This window comes from Paenirhodobacter sp. YD-8, from assembly GCF_056590935.1.
On the sequence record NZ_CM152649.1, the window covers coordinates 924102 to 950190 of the forward strand.

Consider the following 26089-nt stretch of genomic DNA (forward strand, 5'->3'; position numbering starts at 1 on the left):
TCAGCCCTCCGCCGGCAGGGTGACGAGGACGTCGCCGCCCTTCGAGGCGACGACAAGCCGGCCCGCATGCACGATCGCCGAGCACACGCCATGGCGGTGGCCGTTCGCCCGGCTGTGCGCGCTCGAGACCGGGTTCATCTGCCGGTCGAGCCGCACCACAAGGCCCCAGGAGCGTGAGGGCGACCAAGGCTTGTGCACGCCCATGGTGCGGATGCCGCCGCATTGCAGCGGTTCGAGGAAGCTGCGCCCCGAGGCGAGCGCCGGCGCGATCCAGTAGTCGCGCGGCACCTCGCGGATCATGTCCTCGCGGTAATGGGTTTCCTGCAGCACGAATTCGATCAGCCGGTTGCGCGGCGCAAAGACCGCAAGCACCGCACCGCCGTCGGGGGCGGGCGAGATCCGCGCGGGATAGCCCGGGATCATCTCGATCAGCGGTTTCAGCCCGCCCTCGGCATTCAGTTCCATCACCCGGTGCCGCCAGCTTTCGGAAAAGGCGATGGTGCCGCCCGGGCGCGGGCAGAGCCCGTTCGGCCAGGCGAGATCCTGTGCCACCTTGTGGAAGGGCTGCCCCTCGGCGCGGCGCACCCAGATCGAGCCGGTGGCGCGCCGCTTCATCAGATCGGCGGCCCAGTCCGAGGGCGCGTGCTCGGCCGAGCCGTTCGTGAGCCACAGCGCGCCATCGGCGGCAAAGGCAAGGCCGGTGATCGCGCGCACCTCGGGCAGCAGGTGCTGCGCCACCCCGTCGACCAGCAGCACGCCGGTTTCGAGCGCCACCGCAAGCTGGCACTCGGCCGAGACGGCGAGCGCGGTCACCGGTGCGTCGAAGCGCTGGAGGAGCAGGGGCTCGGCGCCCGGCACGAGGCGGTAGAGCGCATTGCCCGAGGAGGCGATGAGGTCGCCACCGAGCACGGCGAGGTTGTCGGGTTCGGCAAGCCGCGCCAGCACCGGCGCCTCGTCGAGTGCGGTATTCGGCCGGAAAGCGCCGTCCATCGGCGGGATCGTCACCGCCTTGCCGCGGAAGAGGTCGAGGATCGGATCGAAGATCATGCGCGGGTCCCCCAATAGGCGCGCATCCCGGTCCACTCGGGGTCGGCGCCCTCGATCCGGTAGCGGCCGATGCGGTTGTTCAGGATGCCGCCGATGAACAGCTCGCCCTTGTGCTCGCGCATCGAGGTGACCATCGGGTGGTTCTCGCCGGTGAGGTCGCCGAAGGTCTGCAGGATGCGGCCGCTGTCGTCGAATTTCACGATGCCGCCGGTGTTGATGTTCGGGAACAGCCAGTCGTCCTGCGGCAGGCGGCGGGTCATCCGCTTGCGCATCGCCGGATGGCGCAGGCTGAGATCGAAGCTTGGCGTGCGCATGCCGAGCCAGGCCATCCAGTAGGTGCCGTCCGAGGCGCGGTTGATGTTGTCGGTATAGCCCGGCATGTCCTTGATGACGCATTCCGCGGTGCCGGCCTTCGGCCCCTCGAGCCAGTAGCGGTGGATCCGGCAGGCCCAGCTTTCGGCGAAATACAGAGACTTGCCGTCATGCGCCATGCACACGCCGTTGGTGTAGCGATAGCCGTCGAGCAGCGTCTTCGTCGAGCCGTCCCTGGGATCATAGACCAGCAGCCGGCCGGTGCCGCGGTTCTCGATGCTGTCGAGTGTCCAGTCATGCGCGTCATAGCGCTTCGTCGAGTCGGTGAAATAGATCCGCCCGTCCGGCGCGATGTCGAGATCATTGGGGTCGCGCAGCCGCGCGTCATCCTGCACCGAGGTGAGCGAACGCCGGGTCTCGGCACTCAGCCGCGTCACGGTGCGGTCGGGCGCGATCTTGTAAAGCCCCATGGCGCCCACGCAGGAGATCAGGTTGCCGTCGCGGTCGAAGGCGAGGCCGAGCGGGAAGCCGCCGACATGGGCGAAGACCTCGGAACGGGTGTAGTCGGGCGCGAAATAGCGCACGATCTCGCCATGCCGGGTGCCGCAGTACAAATGGTCGTCGGCGTCGAGGATCACGTCCTCGGGCCCCTCGAGCTCGCCCAGCCCGATATGCTCGGCTGCGGCGAGGCGGTTGTTCAGCGCATAGGGCGTGCCCGAATGCGGCTCGGCCGACTGGGTCTCGCCCATCTTCAGATAGACCGGCGCGACATAGACCTCGTTCAGCACCTTGTGGCGGTTCTTCAGCCAGCGGATGTCGATGGTGACGGCGACGGCCAGCATGATGCCCACGACCATCTGGTTGGTGCCGGTGCCATAGCCCAGGCGAATGAGCCCGTTCGTCATCACCAGCACGATCACCGCGCCCATCAGCCCCTTGACCACCGAGCCGCGCCCGCCGCCGAGGGCATTGCCGCCGACGACCGCCGCGGTGAGGGCGAGGATCTCGAGCCCGGCGCCGGTGCCCGGGCCCGCGCCCGAGAGCCGGCAGGCGATCAGGAACCCCGCCGCGCCCGAGCACAGGCCGGAGAAGACATAGGTCAGGAACACCGTGCGCCGGACCTTGATGCCGGCGTTATGCGCCGAGCGGCGCGAGCCGCCGACGGCGAGGATGTGCCAGCCGATGCGGGCGCGGGTCAGGGTGACATGGGTCATCAGTGCCAGCAGCCCGGCCGCGATCACCGGCACCGACAGCCCGGCGAAGGTGCCGTCGCCGATGAAGTCCCACGCATCCGAGCTGGCGAAGGACATCTGGATCGCGGCGCCGAACTGCACCACCAGGATGTCGAAGACGGCGCGGCCGATGATGAAGGTGACCAGCGTGGTCAGAAACGCCCGCAGCCGCAGGAAGCCGACGAGATAGCCGTTGATCGCGCCGAAAAGCGCGCCGGTCGCCAGCGCCGCCAGGAAGGCCGCCCAGACCGGCAGGCCGAGGATGAAGAACGAGCCCACCGAGGCGAAGGTCGCCAGCGCGAAGATCGACCCCACCGAGAGGTCGATGCCGCCGCCGAGCATCACCACCGTGAGGCCGATCACCACGATCGCGAACTCGCCCAGCTGACGGGTCGATTCCTGCAGGCTGAACGGGTTGAAGAACCCAGGGATCGCCGTGCCGAAGAGCGCGATCACCGCCACCAGCACGAGGAACGGGATCGCGTTGTCGGTCCAGCGCTTGGTCAGGATCTCGCCGATCAGGTGATCGGGAATGAGGTTGTAGCGCAGGGCCTGCAGGCGTTCGCGTGACGGCATGTCGGGGATGTCCGGCTCGGGGGAGGGGAGGGCGGCCCCGCAGGGCCGCCCCGGTTCGCGTGAGTGGTCGTCGCGTGAGTGGGGAAGGGCTTACTTCGCCGCCGCCTGCAGCGCCTGCAGATCCCAGCAGGTGCCGGGGGTCAGGTCGGCCTTGGTGGTGGCCTTGAGCAGCGTGTAGAGATAGGCCGACGAGGTGCCCGGCGCCTGACCGCTTTGCAGCAGGTACTTGATCATCGCCACCATGTCGCTCGACTCGTGGGCGAGATCGGTCATCACCACGGCGTCATAGGTGCCATCCTCGAGCCGGTCGCAATCGGCGGTCTTCTCGCCGCCGCCGGTGGTCACGAGGTAGACCTTGTCCTGCAGCCCCGCATCCCGGATCGCGGCAGCGGCGCCGGTCGCGTCGCCGTCCCAGAAGTCGATGATGCCGCAGATGTCGGGGTTTTGCTGCAGCATCGTGGTGGTCACGTTGCGCGAGGTGGTGGCATCCCAGTTCGAGTCGGGTTTCGCCACGACCTGGAAATCGGGATATTTCGCCAGCACCTCCATGATGCCCGCATATTGGAACAGGCTGGTGGCGTTGACCTGATCGCCCTGGACAAGGCCGATCTTCTTCGAGCTGCCCTCGCCACAGCCCTTGACCACCGCCTCGGCCTCGAGCCGGCCAAGCTGGGTCCAGTCCGAGCCGGTGTAGACGTCGGCCTTGAAGTTCGCCGGGTTGTCGACAAGGATCACATAGATCCCGGCCTGCTGCGCCTTCTTCAGCAGCTTCGAATAGCTGTTCAGGTCGGGCGACATCACGATCAGCACGTCGGGCTTCTCGGCCGAGGAGATCGCCTCGGTGATCGCCTGCGCGCCGGCCTCGGCCGACCAGTTCGGGTCGCGGGTCTCGAGCGTGCCGCCGAAGGCGTCGATCTCGCGCTTGAGGAAGGCGGTCCAGCCCTGCGCCAGGTCGAAGCCCATCGACAGCGGCACCAGCATCACCTTCTTGCCCTTCAGCGCGGCCGAATAGGCGGCCGGGCCCGGATCGTCGAGGGCGGCGGCGGGCAGCGTCGCGGCGCCGAGGAACCCCGCGGCCGCGGCGGTCATCAAGGCAGTCTTCAGCAGTGTCTTCATGTCGTTACCCCTGTTGGAAATGGCCCGCCGCCCGGATCGCGCGCGGGGGCGGTCGTCGGTCTCAGATGTCGCCTTGCTGCGCGGTCTGCTCGTCGCGCGGGTTCAGCACGCCGTCGAAGATGATCGCGGCCAGCAGGATCGCGGACTTGATCAGGTTCTGATAGAGAAGCGGGATGTCGAGGATGGTCATCGCGTTCAGCATGATGCCGATCAGCGCGGCGCCGATCAGCACGTTGCGCACGCCGCCCTTGCCGCCCGCGAGCCCGATGCCGCCGATCACCGTCACCAGAACGATGTCGTAAAGCTGGGTCGAGTTCACCACGCGGGTGTTCATCGACTGCAGGCTGCCCGCGGTCAGGATCCCGGCGGCGAAGGCGACGAGCGACGAGATCACGTAACGCAGCACCAGCATCGGGCGCACCGGCATGCCGACATTGCGCGCCGCCGCCGGGTTGTCGCCCGCGTAATAGACATAACGCCCCCATTTGGTGAAGCGCAGGAAGACGAAGGCGGCAAGGGCGAGACCGGCGAAGACGAAGACCTCGACCGGCACGTCGGCAAGCCGCAGCGCGCCGAGCTCGGCCACCCAGTGCCCGGGCGGCACCGGCACCGCGTCCGAGCCGATCAGCTGCGAGCGCACCAGCCCGTAGACGAAGGAGGCCGAGGCGAGGGTGACGAAGATCGCCGGCACTTCGGCATAGGCGACAAGGAAGCCGTTCGCGAAGCCGATCGCCACCACGCCGGCAAGGGCCAGACCAAGCGCCGCGCCGTCGCTCATGCCGTTGCCCAGCATCTGCAGATACCACGCCACCGACATCGCCATCACCGCCACCATCGACAGGTCGATGCCACGGCCGATCACGATGATCGCCATGCCGAGCGCGAGGATGCCCAGCACCGAGACCGAGCGCACGATCGCCACCAGATTGTCGGCGGTGAAGAACCCCGGCAGGGTCAGCGCCGCGACGACGAAGATTCCCACCGCGATCGCGAAGACGATGCGCTCCTGATTGAGGGATCCGAGAAAACCCATCGGCAAGACCTTCCTGTGGCGGCCGTCCTCTTGCGGGGCGGGCCGATCCGGTCAGGCTAGTCGCGCGCGCGCAGCATGGTCCAATGAATAATTTCGACCAAAACCGATGCGAAACCGGAATGGATCCGGGGGTCAGACCACCTGCAGCCGGCCATAGCGGGCGGCGGGCAGGCGGCCGTCCTCGGGGGCCTGATCGGCGCGGATATGGGCGCCGAGCTCTTCGATGAAGCGCCGGCCATAGAGCGGCAGCCCGGCCCGCGCGTTCCACATCGCGCAGATGCCGAACTGCACCGGGTCGCCATTGAGCGCGATCGGCCGGCTCACCAGCCGCTCGACCGGGGGCTTGGCCGAAGAGGGCACCACCGCGATGCCGTTGCCGCCCTCGGCCATGGCGAACAGCGTGTGCGGTGAATAGCTTTCCAGCACGATGTCGGCGACGGTCCCCGAGACCCGGCAGGCGGCGTCGAACACCTCGCGCGAGGCGTGGCGGCGGTTCAGCGTCAGGATCGGCCGGTCGAGCAGATCGGCCAGTTCAACCGGCGCATTGCCCTCGGGCAGAAGTTCCGGCTCGGCCACGGCGAGAAAGCCGAGCCGGCCGAGCGGCAGGCTTTCGAGCACGTCGATCGGCGCCGAGGGCGCGGCCGAGAGGGTCAGGTGCAACTGCCCGTCCTTGAGCTTGCCGGCCAGTTCCGGCCCGCCGCCATCCTCGAGCCGCAGTTCGATCCCCGGATTGGCCGCGCGCCAGCCGCGCAGGAAGGTGGGCAGATAGCGCTCGATCATCTGCGAGCAGGCGCCGACGCGCAGAAGCCCGGTATCGCCCTTCGCCAGATCCTCGGCGCAGGCCAGCAGGCTGCGATCGGCGGCGAGCACCGCACCGACGCGGCCACGCAGCGCCTCGCCCGCGGCGGTCAGGCGGATGTTGCGCCCGGCCTTCTCGAACAGCGCCACGCCCAGGTGATCCTCGAGCGCCTTGATCTGCCGCGACAGCGCCGATTGCGTCAGGTTCAGCCGTTCGGCCGCGCGGGTGACGTTCAGTGTCTCGGCGGTGGCGGCGAAGGCGGTGTAGGTGCGGATGTCCATGGGCGCTCCGGTTTGGCCGGGGAAAGCCTAGGCGCGGGCAGGGCGATGCGTCAACAATCCTGCTGCATCCGCGGCGGTGCGAAGCGGCAGGTCTTTTTCCGTCGATCCGGTGTCGCAAATGTTGATCGGCGCCACGAAAACTCTGGCTAGAGTGGGCTCATGCGGCCCCGTCCGCAGCGAGTCACGGCGGCCTGCCGCCCCCCTTCAGCCCGATCCGTGCGCAAGGCGCGGAGCCAACAGAGGTGCCACATGCTGGGCAAGACCGAAATCCGCGCGCTTCTCGATGCACGCCGCCCGAACTATGCGCTCGAACGCGATCTCTACTGCGATCCGGGCGTCTTCGAGGCGGATCTCGAGCAGATCTGGTACAAGGAATGGCTGTTCGCGATTCCGGCGGTGCAGCTGACCAAGACCGGCGCCTATGCGACGCTGCAGATCGGCGCCTATCCGGTCGTCATCGTGCGCGGCGCCGACGGCGCGATCCGCGCCTTCCACAACGTCTGCCGCCACCGCGGCCAGCGGCTGTGCGCGAAGGAAACCGGCGCGGCGCCGAAGATCGTCTGCCCCTATCACCAGTGGACCTACGAGCTGGACGGCCGGCTGCTCTACGCGAAGGACATGCAGCAGAGCTTCGACCCGGCGGCGCACGGGCTGAAGCCGGTGGCGTGCAAGACCATCGGCGGCATGGTCTTCGTCTGCCTCGCGGACACGCCCCCCGACACCGCGCTTCTGGAAGAGAAGCTGTCGACCTATCTCGCCCCCTCGGGCATCGCGGACGCCAAGGTCGCCTTCACCTCGACCATCGTCGAGAAGGGCAACTGGAAGCTGGTGCTGGAAAACAACCGCGAGTGCTATCACTGCGGCGGCTCGCACCCCTCGCTGTGCCGCACCTATTCCGACAGCCCGACGATGACGGCGATGGAAGGCCCCGACAGCGCCGCGCCCGAGATCCTCGAGCACTGGAAGCGCTGCGAGGAGGCCGGCCTGCCCTCGCGCTTCACCAACGAGCCGAAGATGCAGTGGCGTCTGGCCCGCATTCCGCTGCTGAACAACGCCGAGAGCTACACCATGAGCACGAAGCGCGCGGTCAACAAGCTGATGGGGCAGATGCCCTTCTTCGATGCCGGCTCGCTGCTGTTCTACCACTACCCCAACAGCTGGAACCACTTCCTCGCCGATCACGCGATCGTCTTCCGGGTGCTGCCGGTCAGCGCCACGGAAACCCTCGTCACCACCACCTGGCTGGTGCCGAAGGATGCGGTCGAGGGCGAGGATTACAACCTCAAGGAACTGACCGAGGTCTGGGAAGCGACGAATGACGAAGACCGCCGCGTCGTCGAGGAGAACCAGAAGGGCATCCTGTCGCCGGCCTACGAGCCCGGCCCCTATTCGACCGTGGTCGAGGAGGGCGTGATCCAGTTCGTCGACTGGTATTGCGACCTGATGTCGGCGCGTCTTGCGCCCAGACCCGCGCTGGCGGCGGAGTGATCGGATGGCGAAACCCCGGCTGAACTGGGGCGCCGAGCCCTGGCAGGATTCGGAGCCGCTTGAATGCGCGATGGTGGTGCCGGAGACCTCTGACACCGCCACCTTCACCTTCCGCGCGCCTTCGGGCGCGTGGTTCGACTATCAGCCGGGGCAGTTCGTCACCCTCGACCTGCCGGTCGATCCGGCGAAGGGGGCGGCGGGGAACGTGCAGCGCACCTACACGATCTCGTCGAGCCCGTCGCGGCCGCTCTCGATCTCGGTCACGGTGAAGGCGCAGAAGGACAGCATCGGCACGCGCTGGATGCTCGATCACCTGAAGCCCGGGATGCGGATCCGCGCCTTCGGGCCCTCGGGGATCTTCTCCTTCCTGCGCCACCCGGCGAAGAAATACCTGTTCATCTCGGCGGGCTCGGGGATCACCCCGATGATGTCGATGACCACCTGGGCCTGGGATTCGGGCGAGATGCCCGACATCGCCTTCGTCCACGCCGCCCGCCGGCCCTCGGACATCATCTTCCGCGAGCGGCTCGAGCAGTTCGCGAACCGGGTGCCGGGGCTGCAGCTGCGCCTGACCGTCGAGGAGCCGGACCCGTTCCGCTCCTGGCCGGGCTATCACGGCCGGCTGAACCAGATCATGCTGGGCCTGATGGCACCCGACTATCTGGAGCGCGAGGTGTTCTGCTGCGGGCCCGAGCCCTTCATGCAGGCAGTGCGCGAGATGCTGATCTCGCTCGGCTATGACATGGAGCATTACCACCAGGAAAGCTTCGGTGCCCCGGTGGCGACCGAGGCTGAGGCGCCGGTGATCGAGGACGTCACCCCCGAGGAAGGGATGAAGGCCGAGGTCATCTTCACCGAGAGTGGCGTCACCGCGCCCTGCGCCGAGACCGACACGATTCTGGCCGTCGCCAAGCGGTCGGGGCTGAACATCCCCTCGGGCTGCACCTTCGGGCTGTGCGGCACCTGCAAGGTGAAGAAGGTCTCGGGCGAGGTGCACATGGTGCACAACGGCGGGATCTCGGACGAGGATATCGAAGAGGGCTGGATCCTTGCCTGCTGCTCGAACCCGATGGGCAAGGTCGAGGTCGAGGTCTGACCCGTTCAGGGGCCGGCAAGAGCCACCACTCACAGACTGAAACGCCCGCCATTTCCGGCGGGCGTTTTCTTGTCTGCGGAGGAGGGTTCAGGCGGCCGAGCTGGCCACCGGAACGTAGTTCAGCACCGGGGCAAGCCAGCGCTCGGCTTCGGTGAGCGTCATGCCCTTGCGCCGGGCGTACTCCTCGGCCTGATCGCGCTCGACCCGGGCGACGCCGAAGTAATAGGCCTCGGGATGGGCGATGTAGAGCCCCGAGACCGACGAGCCGGGCCACATCGCCATGCTGTCGGTCAGCGTCACCCCGGTCGCTTCGGTGGCGTCGAGCAGATCGAAGAGCGTGACCTTCTCGGTGTGGTCGGGCTGGGCGGGATAGCCTGGGGCCGGGCGGATGCCGCGATAGGGCTCGGCGATCAGTTCCTCGGGGCTATAGCCCTCGTCGGGCGCATAGGCCCAGAACTCGCGCCGCACGCGGGCGTGCAGCAGCTCGGCCAGCGCCTCGGCGATCCGGTCGGCGAGCGCCTTGACCAGGATCGCGCCGTAGTCGTCATGCGCGCGTTCATAGCGCGCGGCGATTTCCTGCTCCTCGGGGCCCGCGGTCACCACGAAGCCGCCGACATGGTCGGGCACGCCCGCCGGGCCGACGAAATCGGCCAGCGCCACGTTCGGCCGGCCCTCGCGCTTGCGGGTCTGCTGGCGCAGGGTATGCAGCGTAGCCAGCGGCGTCGCCCGGTCCTCGCCGGTGAAAAGCCGGATGTCGTCGCCCTCGGCATTCGCCGGCCAGAAGCCGACCACCGCCTTGGGGTTGAACCACTTCTCGGCGATGATGCGGTCAAGCATCGCCTGCGCATCGGCGAACAGCGCGCGCGCCGCCTCGCCCTGCTTCTCGTCCTCGAGGATGCGCGGATAGACGCCCTTCAGCTCCCAGGTCTGGAAGAACGGGGTCCAGTCGATATAGCGCGCGATCTCGGCCAAGTCCCAGTCGGCCAGAACCTTCGTGCCCAGGAAGTGCGGCGCCGGCGCGGCATAGCCCGCCCAGTCGATCGCCAGCGCATTCGCCCGCGCGTCCGCCAGCGGCAGGCGCTGTTTCGCCAGTTCCGCGCGCTCGTGCCGCTCGGCCACGTCGCGATACTCGGCGCGGACCTGGTCGATATAGGCGACCTTGTGCTCGGCGCTCAGCAGCTGGCTGACGACGCCCACGGCGCGGCTCGCGTCGGTGACATAGACCGCCTGGCTGTGGGTGTAGCGCGGCGCGATCTTCACCGCCGTGTGCACCTTCGAGGTGGTCGCGCCGCCGATCAGCAGCGGAATGTCGAAGCCCTCGCGCTCGAGCTCGGCGGCCATGTGCACCATCTCGTCGAGCGAGGGGGTGATGAGACCCGAGAGCCCGATCGCGTCGACCCGTTCGGCCTTCGCCACCTCGAGGATCTTCTGCGGCGGCACCATTACGCCAAGGTCGATGATCTCGTAATTGTTGCACGCCAGCACGACGCCGACGATGTTCTTGCCGATGTCATGCACATCGCCCTTCACCGTCGCCATCAGCACCTTGCCTGCGGTCTCGCGCCCGGTGCCGCCATTCGCGGCCTTTTCCTCTTCCATGTAAGGCAGCAGCACCGCCACCGCCTGTTTCATCACGCGGGCGGATTTCACCACCTGCGGCAGGAACATCTTGCCCGCACCGAAGAGGTCGCCGACGACGTTCATGCCCGCCATCAGCGGCCCCTCGATCACATCGAGCGGGCGGGCGGCGGCCTGACGGGCCTCCTCGGTGTCGGCCTCGATGAATTCGGTGATGCCGTTCACCAGCGCATGTTCGAGCCGCTTCGCCACCGGCCACTCGCGCCAGGCGAGGTCGCGTGCCTTCTCCTCCTTCGCGCCCGCGCCCTTGAAGCGTTCGGCGATGGTCAGAAGCCGTTCGGTCGCGGTGCCGCCGGCCTTGGGCACGCGGTTCAGCACCACGTCCTCGCAGGTCTCGCGCAACTCGGGGTCGATCTGGTCATAGACCGCAAGCTGGCCGGCGTTGACGATGCCCATGTCCATGCCGGCCTGAATGGCGTGATAGAGGAACACCGCGTGCATCGCCTCGCGCACCGGTTCGTTGCCGCGGAAGCTGAACGAGAGGTTCGACACCCCGCCCGAGACATGGGCGTAGGGCAGGTTCGCCCTGATCCAGCGCGTCGCCTCGATGAAGTCGACGCCGTAATTGTCGTGTTCCTCGATGCCCGTCGCCACGGCGAAGATGTTCGGGTCGAAGATGATGTCCTCGGGCGGGAAGCCGAGCTCGTCCACGAGGATGCGATAGGCGCGCTCGCAGATCCGGGTCTTGCGCTCGAAGCTGTCGGCCTGGCCCTTTTCGTCGAAGGCCATCACCACCACCGCGGCGCCATAGGCAAGGCAGAGCGAGGCATGGGCACGGAAGGCGTCCTCGCCCTCCTTCAGGCTGATCGAGTTGACGATCGGCTTGCCCTGCACGCATTGCAGGCCGGCCTCGATCACCTCCCATTTCGAGCTGTCGATCATCACCGGCACGCGGGCGATGTCGGGCTCGGCGGCGACGAGGTTCAGGAACTCGACCATCGCGGCCTTCGAATCGATCAGCCCCTCGTCCATGTTGATGTCGATCACCTGCGCGCCGTTCTCGACCTGGCTGCGGGCCACTTCCAGCGCCGCGGCATAGTCGCGATTGGTGATCAGCTTGCGAAACCGCGCCGAGCCGGTGACGTTGGTGCGCTCACCCACGTTCACGAAGGGGATGTCGGGGGTGAGGGTGAAGGGTTCAAGCCCGGAGAGGCGCAGCAGGTGGTTGGTCATGGTCGTACCTCAGGCGGGGATCTTGCGGGGGGCGAAGGGACGCACCGCCTCGGCGATGGCGCGGATATGCTCGGGCGTGGTGCCGCAGCAGCCGCCGACGACGTTCACCAGCCCCTCGCGAGCGAAGTCGGCCACTTGCCGGGCGGTGTCCTCGGGGCCCTCGTCATACTGGCCGAAGGCATTCGGCAGACCGGCGTTCGGATAGGCGCAGATCCGTGTGTCGGCGACGGCCGACAGTTCCGCCAGATGCGGGCGCATCGCGGCGGCGCCAAGGGCGCAGTTCAGCCCCACGGTGAAGGGCTGCGCGTGCTGCACCGAATACCAGAAGGCGGTGGGCGTCTGGCCCGAGAGCGTGCGCCCCGAGGCGTCGGTGATCGTGCCCGAGATCATCAGCGGCAGCCGCGCGCCGTGCTCGGCGAAGGCCTCGAAACAGGCAAAGATCGCGGCCTTGGCGTTCAGCGTGTCGAAGATCGTCTCGATCAGGATCAGGTCCGAGCCGCCGGCGATCAGGCCGCGCACCTGCTCGCCATAGGCGCGGCGCAGGTCGTCGAAGGTGACGGCGCGATAGCCCGGGTCGTTCACGTCGGGGCTGATCGAGGCGGTGCGGTTCGTGGGCCCGACGGCGCCGGCGACGAAGCGCGGCCGGCCGTCCTCGGCCTCGGCGCGGTCCATTGCCCGGCGGGCCAGGCGGGCGCCCTCGCGGTTCAGCTCGAACACCTTGTCTTCCATGCAGTAATCGGCCTGCGCGATGGTGGTCGAGGAAAAGGTGTTGGTCTCGACGATATCGGCGCCGGCGCGGGCATAGCGCAGGTGGATCTCCTCGATCGCCTCGGGCTGGGTCAGGATCAGCAGATCGTTGTTGCCCTTCTGCGGCTTGTCCGAATGGATGTGGCAGGCGCAGCCGCCGCCGCAGCCGGTATAATCCTCTTCGCTCAGGCCAAGGCTCTGGATCTGCGTGCCCATGGCGCCGTCGAGGATCAGGATGCGCTCGCGGGAAAGCGCCTCGAGGCGGGCGAAGGCCTCGGTGCGGGGCAGGCGAAGGTTGATCATCGGCGTACGGGCCTCCTTGCAAAGCAGCAAAGACCCTACTGCGCCGGCAACCCGCGCGCAAATTCATAATTTTCGTAAAGATTATGAGTGAAATCGAAGTTCGGGGTCAGTCGAGCGGCTTGCCCTCCGCCTTCAGGCGCCGCAGCCGGCGGATGTCGATGCGCCAGTCGGCGATGCAGCGGGCGACGCCCGCGCGCACCGCGGCGCCGATCGCCTCGCCAAGCGCGGTGTGCAGGCCGGCGTGGGGCAGGGCGGGGCCTGCCTCGCGCGCGGCGATCGCGATGCAGTCGGTGCCGGTGCCGGTGGCAAGCCCGGTCGGCAGCTCGATCGCCGCCTCGATCACCGCCGCGGTGCGGGCTTCGGTCGCGATGCTGAGCGCCTCGAAAAGCGCGGGCTCGGTCAGTGCGGCATGGATCTGCACGGCGATGTTGATCGTGCCCCAGTCCATGCCCGCCCAGTCCTGCCGCCGGCCCACGGCCTCGGCGTTCGAGAGGCCCGCGGTGGTCAGCGCCTCGACCGTCACGCCCTCGATCTCGGCGCGGGTCAGGGCATGGGCGCGGATGTCGCGCGAGGTGAGCAGGCCGACCGCATCGGCGCCGCCCCGCCCCGCCATCTCGCGCGCAAGCCAGGGCGTGACGTCAAGATCGGCGGGCAGGTCGGCATTGCGCACCTCGCGCCACCAGATCCGCGAGGCGCGGGTGAGCCCGCCGTTGTGGACGGCCCAGCTGAGCACCCGGTGCGGCGCGCCGAGATCGGCGCAAAGCCAGGGCCTGTCGCAGGTGACGATCATCGCGCGACCCGCCCGAGCGGCTGGAAGATCAGCCCCTCGGGGCCCTCGGACAGGTGCGCGCGGATGCCGAAGGTGCCGGCCAGCAGCGCCTCGGTCAGCACCGCGCGGGGGGCGCCGTCGGCAACGATCCGGCCCGTGTCGAGCACGATCAGTCGGGTGCAGTGCCGCGCCGCAAGGCCGAGGTCATGGAGCGAGGCGAGCACCGTGCCGCCCTCGGCCGCAAGCCCGGCAAAGAGCGTCATCACCGCAAGCTGCTGCTCGGGATCAAGCCCGGCGGTGGGTTCGTCGGCCAGCAGCAGCGGCGCCTCCTGTGCCAGCGCGCGGGCGAGCAGCACGCGGGCCTGTTCGCCGCCCGAAAGCTCGGTCGCGCGGCGCGGCCGCAGGGGGGCAAGGCCCAGCCGGTCGATGGCGCGGGCAACGGCGGCGGTATCCTCGGGCCGGCGCCCGGGACGACCGAGTGCGACCAGCGTCTCGACCGGCATCGGCCAGGCGATCTCGCGGCCCTGCGGCAGGAAGGCCGCGGCACGGGCGCGGGCGGCGGGCGGCAATGCGGCGATCGACGAGTGTCCCCCGGCCGGCAAGAGCCCAAGCGCCGCGCGCAAAAGCGTGGTCTTGCCCGCGCCGTTCGGGCCCAGAAGGCCGACGAATTCGCCCTCGGCCAGCGTCAGGGAAATATCGTGCAGCACCGGGCAGGGGCCGCGGCGGACGGTCAGATGATCGAGGACAAGCCGCATCACAGCCCCTCCTGCCGGGTGCGCAAGATCAGGTGCAGGAAGAAGGGCGCGCCGACAAGCGCGGTCAGCACGCCCAGTTTCAGGTCGCGGTCCGGCGCGATCAGGCGCACCGCGACATCGGCCGCCAGCACCACTGCCGCCCCGCCAAGCGCCGAGGCGGCGAGCAGCCGGCTGGGCCGCGCGTCGCAAGCGCGGCGCAGCAGGTGCGGCACGACGAGGCCGACAAAGCCCACGGCGCCGGCGACGGCGGTCGCGGCGCCGACCATCAGCGCCGCGGCCAGCACCGTCAGCAGCCGCAGCCGGCGCAGGTTCACCCCCATCGAGGCCGCGGCATCCTCGCCCAGCGTCAGCGCGTCGAGGCTGCGCGCGGCGGGGATCGCCAGCAGCGCGCCAAGGCCGAGGAAGGGCAGCGCCAGCTGCACATGCAGCATCGAGCGGTCGGCAAGCGAGCCCATCATCCAGAAGATGATCTCGTTCGCGGCGAAGGGGTTGGGCGAGAGGTTCAGGATCAGCGCCGTGGTGGCGGTGGCGAGCGACGAGATCCCGATGCCCGCCAGGATCAGCGTCAGCGTCGAGCCGCGCGGGCCCGAGAGCAGCATCAGGATCGCGACCGAGGCAAGCGCGCCCGCAAGCGCGGCAAGCGGCAGGGCGAGCGCGAAGGCCGCCGAGACCCCGGTCTGGATCGCCAGCACCGCGCCGAGCGCCGCCGAGGAGGAGGTGCCGATCAGCCCCGGCTCGGCCAGCGGGTTGCGCAACAGCCCCTGCAGCAGCGCGCCCGACAGCCCGAGCGCCGCGCCGATCGCCGCGCCGAGGATCGCGCGCGGCAGCCGCACCTCGCGCATCACCAGCGTCACCGCCTCGCCCTGACCATGGATCAGCGCGGCGAGGCTGTCCGACAGCCCGATCGCCGCCGGGCCGACCAGCAGCGAGGCGAGGAACAGCAGGGCGCCGGCAAGGCCGAGCGCGGCAAGAAGCGCGGGATAGGGCAGGCGCATGGTCACTCCGTCAGGCCGTCGCGGGCGGCACGCAGCGCCCGCACGGCGCGCAGAACATAGGGCGTTCCGCAGATCCAGTCACGATCCGCCATCGCCGCCCGCGCCGAGGCGGAGCCGAGCGCGGCGAGCGCGGGGTGGTCGAGCACCTCTTCCGAGCGCGAGGCGCCGGGATAGCGCTGCCCCGAGACGATGAGATCGGGATGGGCGAGGATCAGCACCTCGAGCGGCAGGGTGCCGCCGATGCTCAGCCCCGCCTCGGCACCGACATTGCGGAACCCGGCAGCGGCGAGGATCTGCCCCGAAAGCGTCTTGTCGCCCAGCGAATAGCTGTTGGCATAGTAGAGTGCGGCGCGCGGGCCGGTGGCGGGATCGGCGCGCAGCGCGGCCAGATCGGCATCGAACTGCGCCACCATCGCGCGGGCGGCCTCGTCACGGCCGAGGGCGGTTCCCATGGCGAGGATCTCGGCGCGCACGGCCGCCATGTCGGAGGCGGGGGCGAAGGTCTCGACCCGCACGCCAAGGCGGCGCAGCAGGCCCGTCGTCGCGGGGCTGGTATAGGTGCCTGCCAGCACCAGATCGGGGCGCAGCGCGAAGACCTCTTCGGCAAGGCCGTGGTTCTCGGGATAGGCCGCGGCCTCCTCGGCCATCGCCGAGGCGAGCGGATCGCGGGCGAGGTTCGACACCGAGACAAGCTGCCCGGGTGCGGCGAGCAGCATCGCCAGCTGGTCGGTGCACAGGTTGATCGACACCACCCGCTGCGGCACCTCGGCCGCGGCGGGGGGCGCCAGCATCAGCGCGGCGGCAAGCGCAAGCGCCCGCCAGCCCTTATGCCGCTCAGAACGACGCACGGAGCCCGACATAGAAGGCCCGGTCCGAGGTGCCATAGCCCTTGTTCGTCTGGTATTCCTTGTCGAACAGGTTCTCGACCCGCAGATAGCCGGTCCGCCCCTCGCCGAAGTCATAGTCGAGCGAGGCGTTGACCACCGCATATTCGGGCATCCCGTCGGGCCGGTCGGCGACGTAATGCACCGACATGTCGCCCGACAGTGCCTCGGTGATCGTGCCGGTGGCGGTGACGGTCAGGTCATGACGCGCGACCGCCGCCCAGCCGGTCGAGACCGAATTGTCGGTGTAGGTATAGGCCGCGGCCAGATCGAGACGCGGCGAGACCCGGTAATGGCCGGCCAGTTCCAGCCCAGAGCGGCGCGAATGGCCCGGCACCTGCGCATAGCAGCCCCAGGGCTGACCGCAGGCGGTGGCGGCGTAATCCCAGCCGATCAGGTTCTTGGCGTCGAGATAGAAGGCGGTGGCGCGCAGGCTCGCCGTCTCGCCCCAGCGTTTCTCGATGCCGATGTCGGCGCTCTGGCTGTCCTCGCGCTTCAGGTCGGGGTCGCCATAGACGCTGAAAAGCTCATAGAGCGAGGGGGCGCGGAAGCCGTTGCCGAGCGAGGCGCGCAGCAGAAGGTCGTCCTGCAGCCGGTAGACCGCCGCGATCCGCCCCGAGGTGAAGCCGCCGAAATCGCTGTGGTCGTCATGGCGCAGCGAGAAGGTCAGGTCGAGCTTTTCGGCCGCGGCCCAGTTCAGCTCGCCGAAGACACCGTTGGTGCGGGTCGAGGCGCCGGCGGATTTCTCCTTGGTGGTGTCGGCGCCGAAGACGAGCCGCGCCGTCGCCCCCAGATCCGTCGCGCCCTGATAGCCAAGCTTGGTACGGGTGCCGTCGAACGGGTCGCACCAGCCGTTCGAGCACGACTGCCGGTCGCTGTCGAACCAGGTCGCGTCGAGCGTGTTGTCGACGGCGCCGGTGACGAAATCGGCAAAGACGCGCGCGCCCTTGGTGTCGCGGGTGGTGAAGTCGTCGCCCGGCGTGCCGGCGACATCGCCGGTGTAATCGTCGAATTCGCCCCAGCTCTTCTCGGCAAAGCCGTTCGCGCCAAGCGTCAGCCCGTTCGCGAAAGTGTACTGACCGAAGAAGCTGAGCCGGTTGGCGCGATAGCCGTCGGCCTCAAAATTGCCGTCGTTCTCGTCGCGGGCCGAGAAGCCATGCGTCGAGATATGCGAATAGGTCAGCGCGGCCTCGGCATTCTCGGTCTTGGTGGCGACCGAATAGCTGAACTTGCGGGTGGCATACTGGCCGTATTCGGTGGCGACCGACTGCTCGGTGCCAAGTTTCGTCGCGCGCTTGGTGGTGATGTTGATCACGCCGGCCACCGCCTGCGAGCCGTAAAGCGCCGAGCTCGAGCCCTCGAGCACCTCGATGCGGCTCACATCGGCGGTCGAGAGCGTGCCGAAGTCATAGGCCCCCTGGGGCGAGGCCGGATCGCCCACCTCGATGCCGTCGACCAGCACGGGGATGTATTGCGCCGGCGCGCCGCGCAGATAGAGCGACGCGGTGGTGCCGATCGGGCCCGAACCGTTCACCGAGATCCCGGGCAGGCGCGCGAGGTAATCGGCAACGCGGGTGTCGCCGGCCTGCGCCAGCTCGTCGGCGGTGACGACGGTGACGGTGGCGCCGGTGCGGTCGGTGCCGGTGGCCTCGAGATTGGCCGAGACGGTGATCTCGTCGAGCGCGGTGGTGTCCTCGGCGCCGGCGGGCAGCGCGGTGACGAGGGCGGTGGTGAGAAGCAGCGAGATGCGCAGGTTTTGCATGCGGAACTCCCTCAGGGCGGGGCAGGGCCCCTCGTGAAACGAAATCTGACGGGAGATCCCGCAGACGGCGACAATCACCACTGCGGATGGCCGCTGAACCGATGCGCCCCGCATCGGACAAGGGTGAGTGCCGCGGCAGGTCTCCTGGCTTGCGGGTCTGGGCTCGGACGGGCCTTCCCGGGGGATCGCCCCAGTGGCAGTTGCCGTCTTCGCTCGCCGCTTACAGTTGCGGGGGCAGCTGCGGCATGACCCGAAGGCGCACCGCATTCCCTTTTCATCCGGACTTTGGGCCCGGAACCGAGGCGCGTTCGTCTTGCGCGATCGGGGGCGGCGCTGTCAAGCGCCCGTGAGCCTGCGCGAGGGCCGCGTGAGCTGGCGATGCGGATTTGCCGCGGTGCAGCGACGGGGTGGGCCCATGCCCTCTTGCCCGCCCAAGCCCTCTTGCCCGATTGCGCCGGGGCGTGGGATGAAGGCGCATGGACATCACGATGATCGAGGCCGCCGCGGCGCGGCTTGCCGGCCATGCCCGGCGCACGCCGCTTCTTTCCTCGCCCTTCCTCGACGCGGTCGCGGGGCGGCGGGTTCTGGTGAAACCCGAATGCCTGCAGCACACGGGCTCGTTCAAGTTCCGCGGTGCCTGGTCGGCGCTGACGGCGCTGCCCGCGGGCACGCGCGGGGTGATCGCCTTTTCCTCGGGCAACCACGCGCAGGGCGTCGCCCATGCGGCGCGGCGTCTCGGGCTGACGGCGGTGATCGTCATGCCCTCGGACGCGCCGGCGCTGAAGATCGACAACACCCGGGCCTTCGGCGCCGAGGTGGTGCTCTATGACCGCGTCGAGGAAAGCCGCGAGGAGATCGGCGCGCGGATCGCGGCCGAGCGCGGGCTGGTCTTGGTGAAACCCTATGACGAGCCGCAGGTGATTGCCGGGCAGGGCACGATCGGGCTCGAGATCGCCGAGGATTGCGCGCAGCTTGGCATCGCGGCCGCCGATGTGCTCGTGCCCTGCGGCGGCGGCGGGATGACGGCGGGGATTGCACTGGCGCTTCAGGCGCGGGCGCCGGGGCTGCGGGTGCGGCCCTGCGAGCCTGAGGGCTTCGATGACGCCACACGCTCGCTTGCCGCCGGGCGGCGGGTGGCGAATGCGCAGGCGGCGGGCTCGATCTGCGACGCGATCGTCACGGCGATGCCGGGCGAGCTGACCTTCCCGGTGATGGCGCGGCTGTGCGGCCCGGGCATTGCGGTGAGCGACGCCGAGGCGCTGGCGGCGATGCGGGCGGCGGCGCTGCGGCTGAAGATCCTGGCCGAGCCGGGCGGCGCGGTGGCGCTTGCCGCGGCGCTCGCCCGCCCTGCGGCCTTCGAGGCGGACCGGCCGGTGATCGCCGTGGTCTCGGGCGGCAATGCCGATCCGGCGATGATCGTCCGCGCGCTGGCCGGATAGCGAAAGGGGGCCCGCCGGGCCCCCTTCGTCTGTCTCAGGACTGCAGTTCCATCTGCCGCGCCCGGTCGCGCAGCACGAATTTCTGCACCTTGCCGGTCGAGGTCTTCGGCAGATCGCCGAACACCACGGTCTTCGGCGCCTTGAAATGCGCCATGTTCTGCCGGCAGAAGGCGATCAGCTCCTTGTCGCTCACCTCCGAGCCCGCGCGCAGCTTGACGAAGGCGCAGGGCGTCTCGCCCCAGCGTTCATGCGGGCGGGCGACGACGGCCGCTTCCATCACCTCGGGGTGCTTGTAGAGCACGTCCTCGACCTCGATCGAGGAGATATTCTCGCCGCCCGAGATGATGATGTCCTTCGAGCGGTCCTTCAGCTCGATATAGCCATCGGGGTGCATCACCCCGAGGTCACCCGAGGCGAACCAGCCGCCGGCAAAGGCCTCGTCGGTGGCGGTGGGGTTCTTGAGGTACCCCTTCATCACGTTGTTGCCGCGCATGAAGATCTCGCCCATCGTCACGCCATCGGCCGGCACCGGCTCCTGGGTGTCGGGGTTCGCCACCATGATCTCTTCCATCGCGTGGTTGCGCACGCCCTGCCGCGCCTTGAGCTTCGCGCGTTCGGGCAGCGACAGCCCGTCCCATTCCTCGTGCCAGGCGCAGGTGACGCCGGGGCCGTAGGTCTCGGTCAGGCCATAGCCATGGGTGACGTCGAAGCCGAGCGCCTCCATCTTCTCGATGATGATCGCGGGCGGCGGGGCGCCGCCGGTCAGCACCTTGACGCCCTTCTGCAGGCCGTCCTTCATCTCGGGGGCCGCATGCACCAGCATCGCCAGCACCACCGAGGCGCCGCAGAAATGGGTGACGCCCTCTTCCTTGATGAGGCGATAGATCGGTTCGTCGCGCACCGCGCGCAGGCAGACCGCGACCCCCGCCGAGGCGGCGATGGTCCAAGGGAAGCACCAGCCGTTGCAATGGAACATCGGCAGCGTCCACAGGTAGACCGGCCGGTCCCCCATGTGCCACGACACGACATTCGCCAGCGCATTCAGATGCGCGCCGCGGTGGTGATAGATCACGCCCTTCGGGTTGCCGGTGGTGCCCGAGGTATAGTTCAGCGTGATCGCGTCCCATTCGTCGTCGGGGCGGATCCAGCGGAAATCGGCATCGCCCTCGGCCAGCAGCTCCTCATAGCCGATCTGGCCGATCTTGCGCGCCGCGCCGAAGGACGGGTCGGTGATGTCGACCACCAGCAGGTCGCGCGGCCGGGCAATGTGCACGGCGCGGTCGACGATCTCGGCGAATTCCGGGTCGACGAAGATCACCTTGCTTTCGGCATGGCTGAGGATGAAGGCCACGGCCTCGGCATCGAGACGGGTGTTGATCGCGTTCAGCACCGCGCCGGCCATCGGCACCGAGAAATGCGACTCGAACATCTCGGGGATGTTGGTCGCCATGATCGAGATCGTGTCGCCCTTGCCGTAGCCGCGCTTCGACAGGGCCGAGGCCATCTTCAGGCAGCGCGCATAGGTCTCCCCCCAGGTGCGGCGCACGCCCTCGTAGACCACCGCAAGCCGGTCCGGATAGACCTTGGCCGAGCGGTCCATCAGGCTCAGCGGCGTGATCGGCAGATAGTTCGCCGGGGTCTTCTCCACCCCGATGTTGTAGATGTTGTGCTCCATGGGTCCTCCCTTGGTGTGGCCGGGCAGGGCGCCCGGCCGCAGGTTGTCTGATCAGGTCTTCAGCGGCTTGCCGGTCTCGAGGATGTGCTTGATCCGGGCAAGCGTCAGCGGCACCTGCATCATCTCGACGAAGGCGCGGGCCTCGAGCGCGCGCAGATCCTCCTCGCCCAGCTCGCCGCCGAGCGGGCCGCCGGTGATGACCGAGGCGATGTGCTCCTGCACCGCGAGATCGGCCGCCGACAGCTTGCCCGCCGCCACCATCTCGCGGCGCGGGGCGAGGATCGCCTCGGCCTCCTCGGCGCCGCCGGTGGTGATCCGCTCGGGCGCAAGCGCCTCGTAACCGTCGATCATCGCCAGCGCGGTCTGCATCGCCGCGCCGATCCGGTCATCCGCGTGCATCACCACCTGCGTCGTCGCGGGGTCGAGGAAGCCAAGCGTCACCGCCTCGCGCGCCGAGCCCGCCGGGCGCGGCTGGGTCAGTGCCGCGAAGGCCTTCGCCGCGCCAAGCCGCGCGGTCAGCCGGGTGCAGCCGCCCCAGCCCGGCAGGATGCCAAGCGTGTGCTCGGGCAGGCCGATCTTCGCCTCGAGATGCACGACGCGGGCCGCGCAATGCAGCGTCAGCTCGCAGCCGCCGCCCAGCGTGATCCCCTGCACCGCCGCGACCGAGGGCACCGGCGCCTGCCGCAGCAGCGGGTAAAGCGCATGGCCGCGGGCGATGAAGCCGCCGATCGCGTCCCAGTTCGCGCTTTCGATCATCTCGACGAAACGGGCGAGGTTGGCGCCGGCCGAGAAGGCGCGCGGGTCGTGGTTGCCGACCACCAGTGCCTTCACCGCGCCGCCGATCTTGCCCAGCGTCTCCTCGATCATATCGAAGACGCCGTCGTCGACCGCGTTCATCTTGGTGGTGAGTTCGAGACAGCCGACGCCGTCGCCCAGATCCCACAGGCTGGCCGAGGCATTGCCGGCAAGCTTCGCCCCCGCCGCCTTCGCCCGGTCGAGCGGGTCATGCGCCGCGGCGTCCTTCACCACCGCGGGCATCGCCGGCAGGTTCAGTGTGACGCGGCTGGCGGCATCGAGGCCCTGGGCGATGGCGAAGGGCCCCTTGCGCCAGGCAAAGCCGAGCTCGAGCGCCGCATCAAGCGCCGCGGGGCCGGTCGAGATCTCGGCGACATGGGCCGCGGCATAGCGCAGCACCTCGCCTAGCACCTCGCGCGCATAGGCGCCAAGCTTGCCCTGATCGGCCAGAAGTGCGCCCAAGTCCTTGCCGCCGCCGGGCACGGTGACGGGCTGCACCGCGCGGTATTCGCCGGTGGCCGGGTCGATCACCTCGCGGCTGCCGTCGGCCGCCTTGCGGTAGAAGCCCGCACCCGACTTGCGGCCGAAGCGGCCCTTGGCGATCATGTCCCTGACCAGCGCGTTCGCCGGCAGGTCGAAGCGGTTGATCGCGTCGTCGCCGGGCAGCTCGCCCATCAGCGAGCCCCAGATGCTCGGGATCATGTCGACGCCGACCAGATCCGACAGGCCGAAGACGCCGGTGCGCGGGATGCCGAAGACGGTCTGCACGGCGTCGGCCTCCTCGATCGTCAGGCCAAGGCGCAGCGCCTCGACCATGGCGATCGACATCCAGGTGCAGCCGATGCGGTTGGCGATGAAGCCGGGGGTGTCGCGGCAGTCGATCACCGTCTTGCCCAGCACCGCGCGCCCGGCCTTGCGGATGAAGGCCTGCGCCGGCCCGCCGTCCTCGGCGACCAGCTCGAGCAGCGCCATGTGCCGCGGCGGGTTGAAGAAATGCGAGATCGCGAAGCGCGCGGCGAACGCGGCGCCGAAGCCCTCGGTCAGCAGCTCGCGCAGGATCGTCGAGGTATTCGAGGACACCACGGCACCCGGCGCCAGAAGCGGCGCGACCTTGGCGAAGAGCGCGCGCTTGACTTCGAGGTTCTCGATCACCGCCTCGATGATCCAGTCGGCCTCGGCGATGCGGCCGATGTCATCCTCGACGTTGCCGGGGCGCACGAGCGCGGCGGGGCCGGGGCCGGCGAAACCGCCCGCCTTCAGCTGCGCGGCGATGCCGGCCTCGGCGCGGGCGTTGCGGTTGCCCTCGGCCGGGATGTCGAGCAGGTCGACCGGAACGCCGGCGTTGGCGAATTGCGCGGCGATGCCCGCGCCCATCGAGCCCGCCCCGATCACCACGGCGCGGCGGCATCCGCTTGTCGTCACGCCCCAGGCCTGCGTCAGTTCCGTCATCTTCGTGCCTTTCTCGTCATGCCCCGCGGGGCCGTCGGGACCGGGCAGCGCGCCGCCGCGGTCGTCTGTCTCGGGGCCGGGGGACGCACTGGCCGTGCCTTGCGCGCAGGCGGCCTCCCGCATGGGGGGGCCGGCCGCTGGCCCAAAGATCCGGTGACGGGTCCTCCCGTGCGCGGCCCGGGCCCCTCCGACCCCGGCTGCATCCGGCACTAGCTCATGCGGGTGTTGCGCAAGTTTTGTCGAATTGTATCGAAATGTGACGTCCGCCGCTTCGGGCTTTTGGAGGGGGCGGGGGATGTTGCATGCTGGCCGCGGTGGAGGAGAACCGATCGGAATCGCGATGCAGAACAGACCCGTGCGCCCCGGCCTGTCGGTGCCGCTCGAGGAGGCGCTGAACGAGCTCGAGGAGGGCTTTGCCGTCTTCGACGCCGAATTCCGGCTGCTGGCCTGGAACCGGCGCTTTCTGGAATTGCACGACCTGCCCGCGGCGCTGGCCTTTCCGGGGGCGGACTACGAAAGCTTCGTGCGCTGCTTTGCCGAGCGTGGCGATTACGGCCCGGGCGACCCTGCGGCGCTGGTGCGCGGGCGGATGGCCGGCGCGCGGCGCGCCGAGCGGATCCAGATCGAACTGGCCAAGCCGATGGATCGGGTGATCGAGGCGGTGGGGCGGCCGCTCGCCTCGGGCGGTTATCTGTCGACCTGTGCCGATGTCACGGCGCGGCGCAACCGCGCCGTGCAGCTCGAGGCGCAGGTCGAGGAGCGCACCCGCGCGCTGCGGCTGAGCGAGGAGCGCCTGGCGCTGATCGCCGACGAGGTGCCCGCGGGGATCGCGCATTTCGACAACGAGTTGCGCATCCTCTATGCCAACCGCCGCTTCGCCCGCGCCTATCACCGCAGCCCGGCGGACATGATCGGGCTGCACGCGACCGAGGTCCTGTCGTCCCGCACGCTGGGCGACTCCGAGTGCTATTTCGAACAGGCGCGGCGCGGCGCGCTTGTCGATTTCGAGATGCGGGTGGAGCTGCCCGATGGCCGCTTCAAGGACATCCGCACCCTGCTGCGGCCTGAGCGGCCGTCCTCGGGCGACGTGATCGGGTTTTACCTGCTGTCGATCGACGTCACCCGGCGCAAGGCGGCGATGGCGGCCTTGATGGGGGCGCAGAAGATGGATGCGCTTGGCCGCATGGCCTCGGGCATCTCGCATGATTTCAACAACCTGCTGACAGTCATTCTGGGCAACCTGCTGCCGCTTGCCGAGGAGATCGGCGAGGGCGAGCTGAACCGCGAGTTCCTGGCGCCGGCAATTGCCGCCGCCCGCCGCGGCTCGGCGCTGACGCAGCGGCTTCTGACGCTTGCCCGGCGCGAGCAGTTCGCGCCCGAGCCGACCGACATCCCGGGCGCGGTGGCCGAGATCTGCACGCTTCTGCGTGCCTCGATGCCGCGCAAGCTGGTGATCGGCACCGAAAGCGCGGCCGAGGTGCCGCCGGCGCTGGTCGACCGCGCGCAGCTCGAGATGGCGCTCCTGAACCTTGCGATGAACGCGCGTGACGCGACCGGCGGGGCGGGGCGGATCGGTATCGCGATCGAGCCCTATGACCTGCCGCCGCAGGAGGCGGACCTGCTCTATCTGCCGGCCGGCCGCTATGTCCGGCTGCGGTTCTCCGACGACGGCTGCGGCATGTCGCCCGAGCATGTCGAGCGGATCTTCGAGCCCTTCTTCACCTCGAAGGCGGCGGGCGCCGGTTCGGGGCTTGGGCTGTCGATGGTCTATGGCTTCGTCAAGCAGTCGAATGGCGCGATCATGGTCGACAGCGCCCCGGGCAAGGGCACGAGCTTCACCATCCTGCTGCCCAGCGTCGAGCTGGCCGCGCTGCCGCCCACGCCGCTCGCGCTGCCCGCCCCCGAGCCCGCGCCCGAGGAGGAAAGCCCGCCGCTTCTGCTGCTGGTCGAGGATGACCGCGACGTGCGCCGCACCCTGCGCCGCAAGATCGCCGCGCTTGGCCATCCGCTGATCGAGGCCGACAGTGCCGACGAGGCGAAGCTGCTGATCCAGCGCATCGGCGCGATTGCGGTGGTGATCTCGGATATCGACATGCCGGGCACACTCGACGGGTTCGGCCTGGCGCGCTGGCTGGCGGCCGAGCGGCCGGGCACCGGCGTCGTGCTGATGAGCGGCAAGGCGGGGCTTGCCGGTCAGGCGGCGGCCGAACTTCCGGGCCTGCCCATCCTGCGCAAGCCCTTCACCGATGCGGCGCTGGCCGCCGCACTTGCCACCGCGCGGGCGCAGGCGCGCGCGCCGCAACAGGCCGGGAGAGACTGATGCCCCTGATCTACCTGCTCGAGGATGACCTCGACATCGCCCGGCTGATCGAGCGCACGCTGAGCCAGCAGGGCTATGCGCTGCGCAAGTTCCGCCGTCTGGCCGAGTTCGAGCGCGAGGTGCGCCGGCAATTGCCCGACCTGTGCCTGATCGACCTGTCTTTGCCCGATGGCGACGGGCTTGGCCTGCTCGGCTCGGGGCTGTTGCCGCGCTCGGTGCCGCGGGTGGTGGTGACCGGGCGCGGGTCGGTCACCGACAAGGTGATCGGGCTCGAGATCGGCGCCGATGACTACATCACCAAGCCGTTCGAGCCGCGCGAGCTGGTGGCGCGGGTGCGCGCCGTGCTGCGCCGTGGCACGCTTGCCCGCGAGGAAAGCGAGGCGGCGGCGCATGCGCAGGCGCGGT

18 protein-coding genes, 2 pseudogenes and 1 riboswitch are annotated in these 26089 nt (G+C 69.3%); of the genes and pseudogenes, 6 read left to right on the plus strand and 14 right to left on the minus strand.

The features are described 5' to 3' along the window. The 5 genes from AC0QTQ_RS04540 to AC0QTQ_RS04560 form a co-directional block, all read right to left on the minus strand. Entirely contained in the window at positions 1 to 1047 is a 1047-nt protein-coding gene (locus AC0QTQ_RS04540; RefSeq protein WP_480258440.1) for an SMP-30/gluconolactonase/LRE family protein, read from the minus strand. Further along, positions 1044 to 3167 (minus strand): ABC transporter permease, encoded by a 2124-nt coding sequence (locus tag AC0QTQ_RS04545; protein ID WP_480258441.1) that lies wholly within the window; start codon positions 3165 to 3167, stop codon positions 1044 to 1046. The genes AC0QTQ_RS04540 and AC0QTQ_RS04545 overlap by 4 nt, the downstream gene beginning before the upstream one ends. Positions 3168 to 3257: 90 nt before the next feature. Next, positions 3258 to 4283: a sugar ABC transporter substrate-binding protein gene (locus tag AC0QTQ_RS04550; RefSeq protein WP_480258443.1), complete on the minus strand. Its 1026-nt coding sequence runs from the start codon at positions 4281 to 4283 to the stop codon at positions 3258 to 3260. Positions 4284 to 4344: 61 nt separating this feature from the next. Then, positions 4345 to 5316: an ABC transporter permease gene (locus tag AC0QTQ_RS04555; RefSeq protein ID WP_480258446.1), complete on the minus strand. Its 972-nt coding sequence runs from the start codon at positions 5314 to 5316 to the stop codon at positions 4345 to 4347. A 132-nt stretch (positions 5317 to 5448) separates the two neighbouring features. Continuing rightward, positions 5449 to 6396: a LysR family transcriptional regulator gene (locus tag AC0QTQ_RS04560; RefSeq protein WP_480258450.1), complete on the minus strand. Its 948-nt coding sequence runs from the start codon at positions 6394 to 6396 to the stop codon at positions 5449 to 5451. A 249-nt stretch (positions 6397 to 6645) separates the two neighbouring features. On the opposite strand from AC0QTQ_RS04560, the gene AC0QTQ_RS04565 reads away from it, so the two are divergent. After that, positions 6646 to 7884: an aromatic ring-hydroxylating oxygenase subunit alpha gene (locus AC0QTQ_RS04565; RefSeq protein WP_480258454.1), complete on the plus strand. Its 1239-nt coding sequence runs from the start codon at positions 6646 to 6648 to the stop codon at positions 7882 to 7884. 4 nt (positions 7885 to 7888) lie between these two features. Then, complete coding sequence (locus AC0QTQ_RS04570) at positions 7889 to 8980, plus strand: FAD-binding oxidoreductase (protein WP_480258458.1); 1092 nt, start codon at positions 7889 to 7891, stop codon at positions 8978 to 8980. A gap of 87 nt (positions 8981 to 9067) precedes the next feature. Here AC0QTQ_RS04570 and metH read toward each other — a convergent pair whose 3' ends face one another. The 7 genes from metH to AC0QTQ_RS04605 all read right to left on the minus strand — a co-directional run bounded on the left by metH (position 9068) and on the right by AC0QTQ_RS04605 (position 18006). Further along, positions 9068 to 11791, minus strand: a complete 2724-nt coding sequence (gene metH, locus AC0QTQ_RS04575; RefSeq protein ID WP_480258461.1) for a methionine synthase — start codon at positions 11789 to 11791, stop codon at positions 9068 to 9070. Positions 11792 to 11800: 9 nt separating this feature from the next. After that, on the minus strand, positions 11801 to 12841 hold the full coding sequence (locus AC0QTQ_RS04580) for a homocysteine S-methyltransferase family protein (RefSeq protein ID WP_480258463.1): 1041 nt from the start codon (positions 12839 to 12841) through the stop codon (positions 11801 to 11803). A 106-nt stretch (positions 12842 to 12947) separates the two neighbouring features. Continuing rightward, positions 12948 to 13631, minus strand: a complete 684-nt coding sequence (locus AC0QTQ_RS04585) for an adenosylcobinamide amidohydrolase (protein WP_480258466.1) — start codon at positions 13629 to 13631, stop codon at positions 12948 to 12950. Further along, positions 13628 to 14365 carry an ABC transporter ATP-binding protein gene (locus tag AC0QTQ_RS04590; RefSeq protein ID WP_121530184.1) on the minus strand — a complete coding sequence of 246 codons (738 nt, stop codon included), beginning with the start codon at positions 14363 to 14365 and terminating at the stop codon, positions 13628 to 13630. Before AC0QTQ_RS04590 ends, AC0QTQ_RS04585 begins: the two co-directional genes overlap by 4 nt. Beyond that, positions 14365 to 15354 (minus strand): FecCD family ABC transporter permease, encoded by a 990-nt coding sequence (locus tag AC0QTQ_RS04595; protein ID WP_480259193.1) that lies wholly within the window; start codon positions 15352 to 15354, stop codon positions 14365 to 14367. Before AC0QTQ_RS04595 ends, AC0QTQ_RS04590 begins: the two co-directional genes overlap by 1 nt. An 8-nt stretch (positions 15355 to 15362) precedes the next feature. Beyond that, positions 15363 to 16220, minus strand: coding sequence for an ABC transporter substrate-binding protein (locus tag AC0QTQ_RS04600; protein ID WP_480258470.1), 858 nt, complete (start codon positions 16218 to 16220; stop codon positions 15363 to 15365). After that, complete coding sequence (locus AC0QTQ_RS04605; protein WP_480258471.1) at positions 16195 to 18006, minus strand: TonB-dependent receptor plug domain-containing protein; 1812 nt, start codon at positions 18004 to 18006, stop codon at positions 16195 to 16197. Before AC0QTQ_RS04605 ends, AC0QTQ_RS04600 begins: the two co-directional genes overlap by 26 nt. 117 nt (positions 18007 to 18123) lie before the next feature. Then, a riboswitch (cobalamin riboswitch) is annotated at positions 18124 to 18323 on the minus strand. A 159-nt stretch (positions 18324 to 18482) separates the two neighbouring features. On the opposite strand from AC0QTQ_RS04605, the gene AC0QTQ_RS04610 reads away from it, so the two are divergent. After that, positions 18483 to 19445, plus strand: coding sequence for a threonine ammonia-lyase (locus AC0QTQ_RS04610; RefSeq protein ID WP_480258474.1), 963 nt, complete (start codon positions 18483 to 18485; stop codon positions 19443 to 19445). Between the two features lie 34 nt (positions 19446 to 19479). Here AC0QTQ_RS04610 and AC0QTQ_RS04615 read toward each other — a convergent pair whose 3' ends face one another. Both AC0QTQ_RS04615 and AC0QTQ_RS04620 read right to left on the minus strand, forming a co-directional pair. Continuing rightward, positions 19480 to 21120 carry an acyl-CoA synthetase gene (locus AC0QTQ_RS04615; protein ID WP_480258477.1) on the minus strand — a complete coding sequence of 547 codons (1641 nt, stop codon included), beginning with the start codon at positions 21118 to 21120 and terminating at the stop codon, positions 19480 to 19482. Positions 21121 to 21171: 51 nt separating this feature from the next. Then, complete coding sequence (locus tag AC0QTQ_RS04620; RefSeq protein ID WP_480258482.1) at positions 21172 to 23364, minus strand: 3-hydroxyacyl-CoA dehydrogenase/enoyl-CoA hydratase family protein; 2193 nt, start codon at positions 23362 to 23364, stop codon at positions 21172 to 21174. A gap of 340 nt (positions 23365 to 23704) precedes the next feature. On the opposite strand from AC0QTQ_RS04620, the gene AC0QTQ_RS04625 reads away from it, so the two are divergent. From AC0QTQ_RS04625 to AC0QTQ_RS04635, 3 genes and pseudogenes are all read left to right on the plus strand, one after another. Then, positions 23705 to 25684: a hybrid sensor histidine kinase/response regulator gene (locus AC0QTQ_RS04625; protein WP_480258484.1), complete on the plus strand. Its 1980-nt coding sequence runs from the start codon at positions 23705 to 23707 to the stop codon at positions 25682 to 25684. After that, positions 25684 to 25962 (plus strand): annotated as a pseudogene (locus AC0QTQ_RS04630) (response regulator); the annotation flags it as partial. The gene AC0QTQ_RS04625 and the pseudogene AC0QTQ_RS04630, both read left to right, overlap by 1 nt. Then, positions 25939 to 26037, plus strand: a pseudogene (locus AC0QTQ_RS04635) (DNA-binding response regulator); the annotation flags it as partial. The pseudogenes AC0QTQ_RS04630 and AC0QTQ_RS04635, both read left to right, overlap by 24 nt. Between the last annotated feature and the right edge of the window lie 52 nt (positions 26038 to 26089).

What these genes read in the sequence shown, in the direction of transcription:
- AC0QTQ_RS04540 (WP_480258440.1), bottom strand. Translation starts at nt 1,047, where the DNA reads ATGATCTTCGATCCGATCCTCGACCTCTTCCGCGGCAAGGCGGTGACG.
- AC0QTQ_RS04545 (WP_480258441.1), bottom strand. Translation starts at nt 3,167, where the DNA reads ATGCCGTCACGCGAACGCCTGCAGGCCCTGCGCTACAACCTCATTCCC.
- AC0QTQ_RS04550 (WP_480258443.1), bottom strand. Translation starts at nt 4,283, where the DNA reads ATGAAGACACTGCTGAAGACTGCCTTGATGACCGCCGCGGCCGCGGGG.
- AC0QTQ_RS04555 (WP_480258446.1), bottom strand. Translation starts at nt 5,316, where the DNA reads ATGGGTTTTCTCGGATCCCTCAATCAGGAGCGCATCGTCTTCGCGATC.
- AC0QTQ_RS04560 (WP_480258450.1), bottom strand. Translation starts at nt 6,396, where the DNA reads ATGGACATCCGCACCTACACCGCCTTCGCCGCCACCGCCGAGACACTG.
- AC0QTQ_RS04565 (WP_480258454.1), top strand. Translation starts at nt 6,646, where the DNA reads ATGCTGGGCAAGACCGAAATCCGCGCGCTTCTCGATGCACGCCGCCCG.
- AC0QTQ_RS04570 (WP_480258458.1), top strand. Translation starts at nt 7,889, where the DNA reads ATGGCGAAACCCCGGCTGAACTGGGGCGCCGAGCCCTGGCAGGATTCG.
- metH (WP_480258461.1), bottom strand. Translation starts at nt 11,791, where the DNA reads ATGACCAACCACCTGCTGCGCCTCTCCGGGCTTGAACCCTTCACCCTC.
- AC0QTQ_RS04580 (WP_480258463.1), bottom strand. Translation starts at nt 12,841, where the DNA reads ATGATCAACCTTCGCCTGCCCCGCACCGAGGCCTTCGCCCGCCTCGAG.
- AC0QTQ_RS04585 (WP_480258466.1), bottom strand. Translation starts at nt 13,631, where the DNA reads ATGATCGTCACCTGCGACAGGCCCTGGCTTTGCGCCGATCTCGGCGCG.
- AC0QTQ_RS04590 (WP_121530184.1), bottom strand. Translation starts at nt 14,365, where the DNA reads ATGCGGCTTGTCCTCGATCATCTGACCGTCCGCCGCGGCCCCTGCCCG.
- AC0QTQ_RS04600 (WP_480258470.1), bottom strand. Translation starts at nt 16,220, where the DNA reads ATGTCGGGCTCCGTGCGTCGTTCTGAGCGGCATAAGGGCTGGCGGGCG.
- AC0QTQ_RS04605 (WP_480258471.1), bottom strand. Translation starts at nt 18,006, where the DNA reads ATGCAAAACCTGCGCATCTCGCTGCTTCTCACCACCGCCCTCGTCACC.
- AC0QTQ_RS04610 (WP_480258474.1), top strand. Translation starts at nt 18,483, where the DNA reads ATGGACATCACGATGATCGAGGCCGCCGCGGCGCGGCTTGCCGGCCAT.
- AC0QTQ_RS04615 (WP_480258477.1), bottom strand. Translation starts at nt 21,120, where the DNA reads ATGGAGCACAACATCTACAACATCGGGGTGGAGAAGACCCCGGCGAAC.
- AC0QTQ_RS04620 (WP_480258482.1), bottom strand. Translation starts at nt 23,364, where the DNA reads ATGACGGAACTGACGCAGGCCTGGGGCGTGACGACAAGCGGATGCCGC.
- AC0QTQ_RS04625 (WP_480258484.1), top strand. Translation starts at nt 23,705, where the DNA reads ATGCAGAACAGACCCGTGCGCCCCGGCCTGTCGGTGCCGCTCGAGGAG.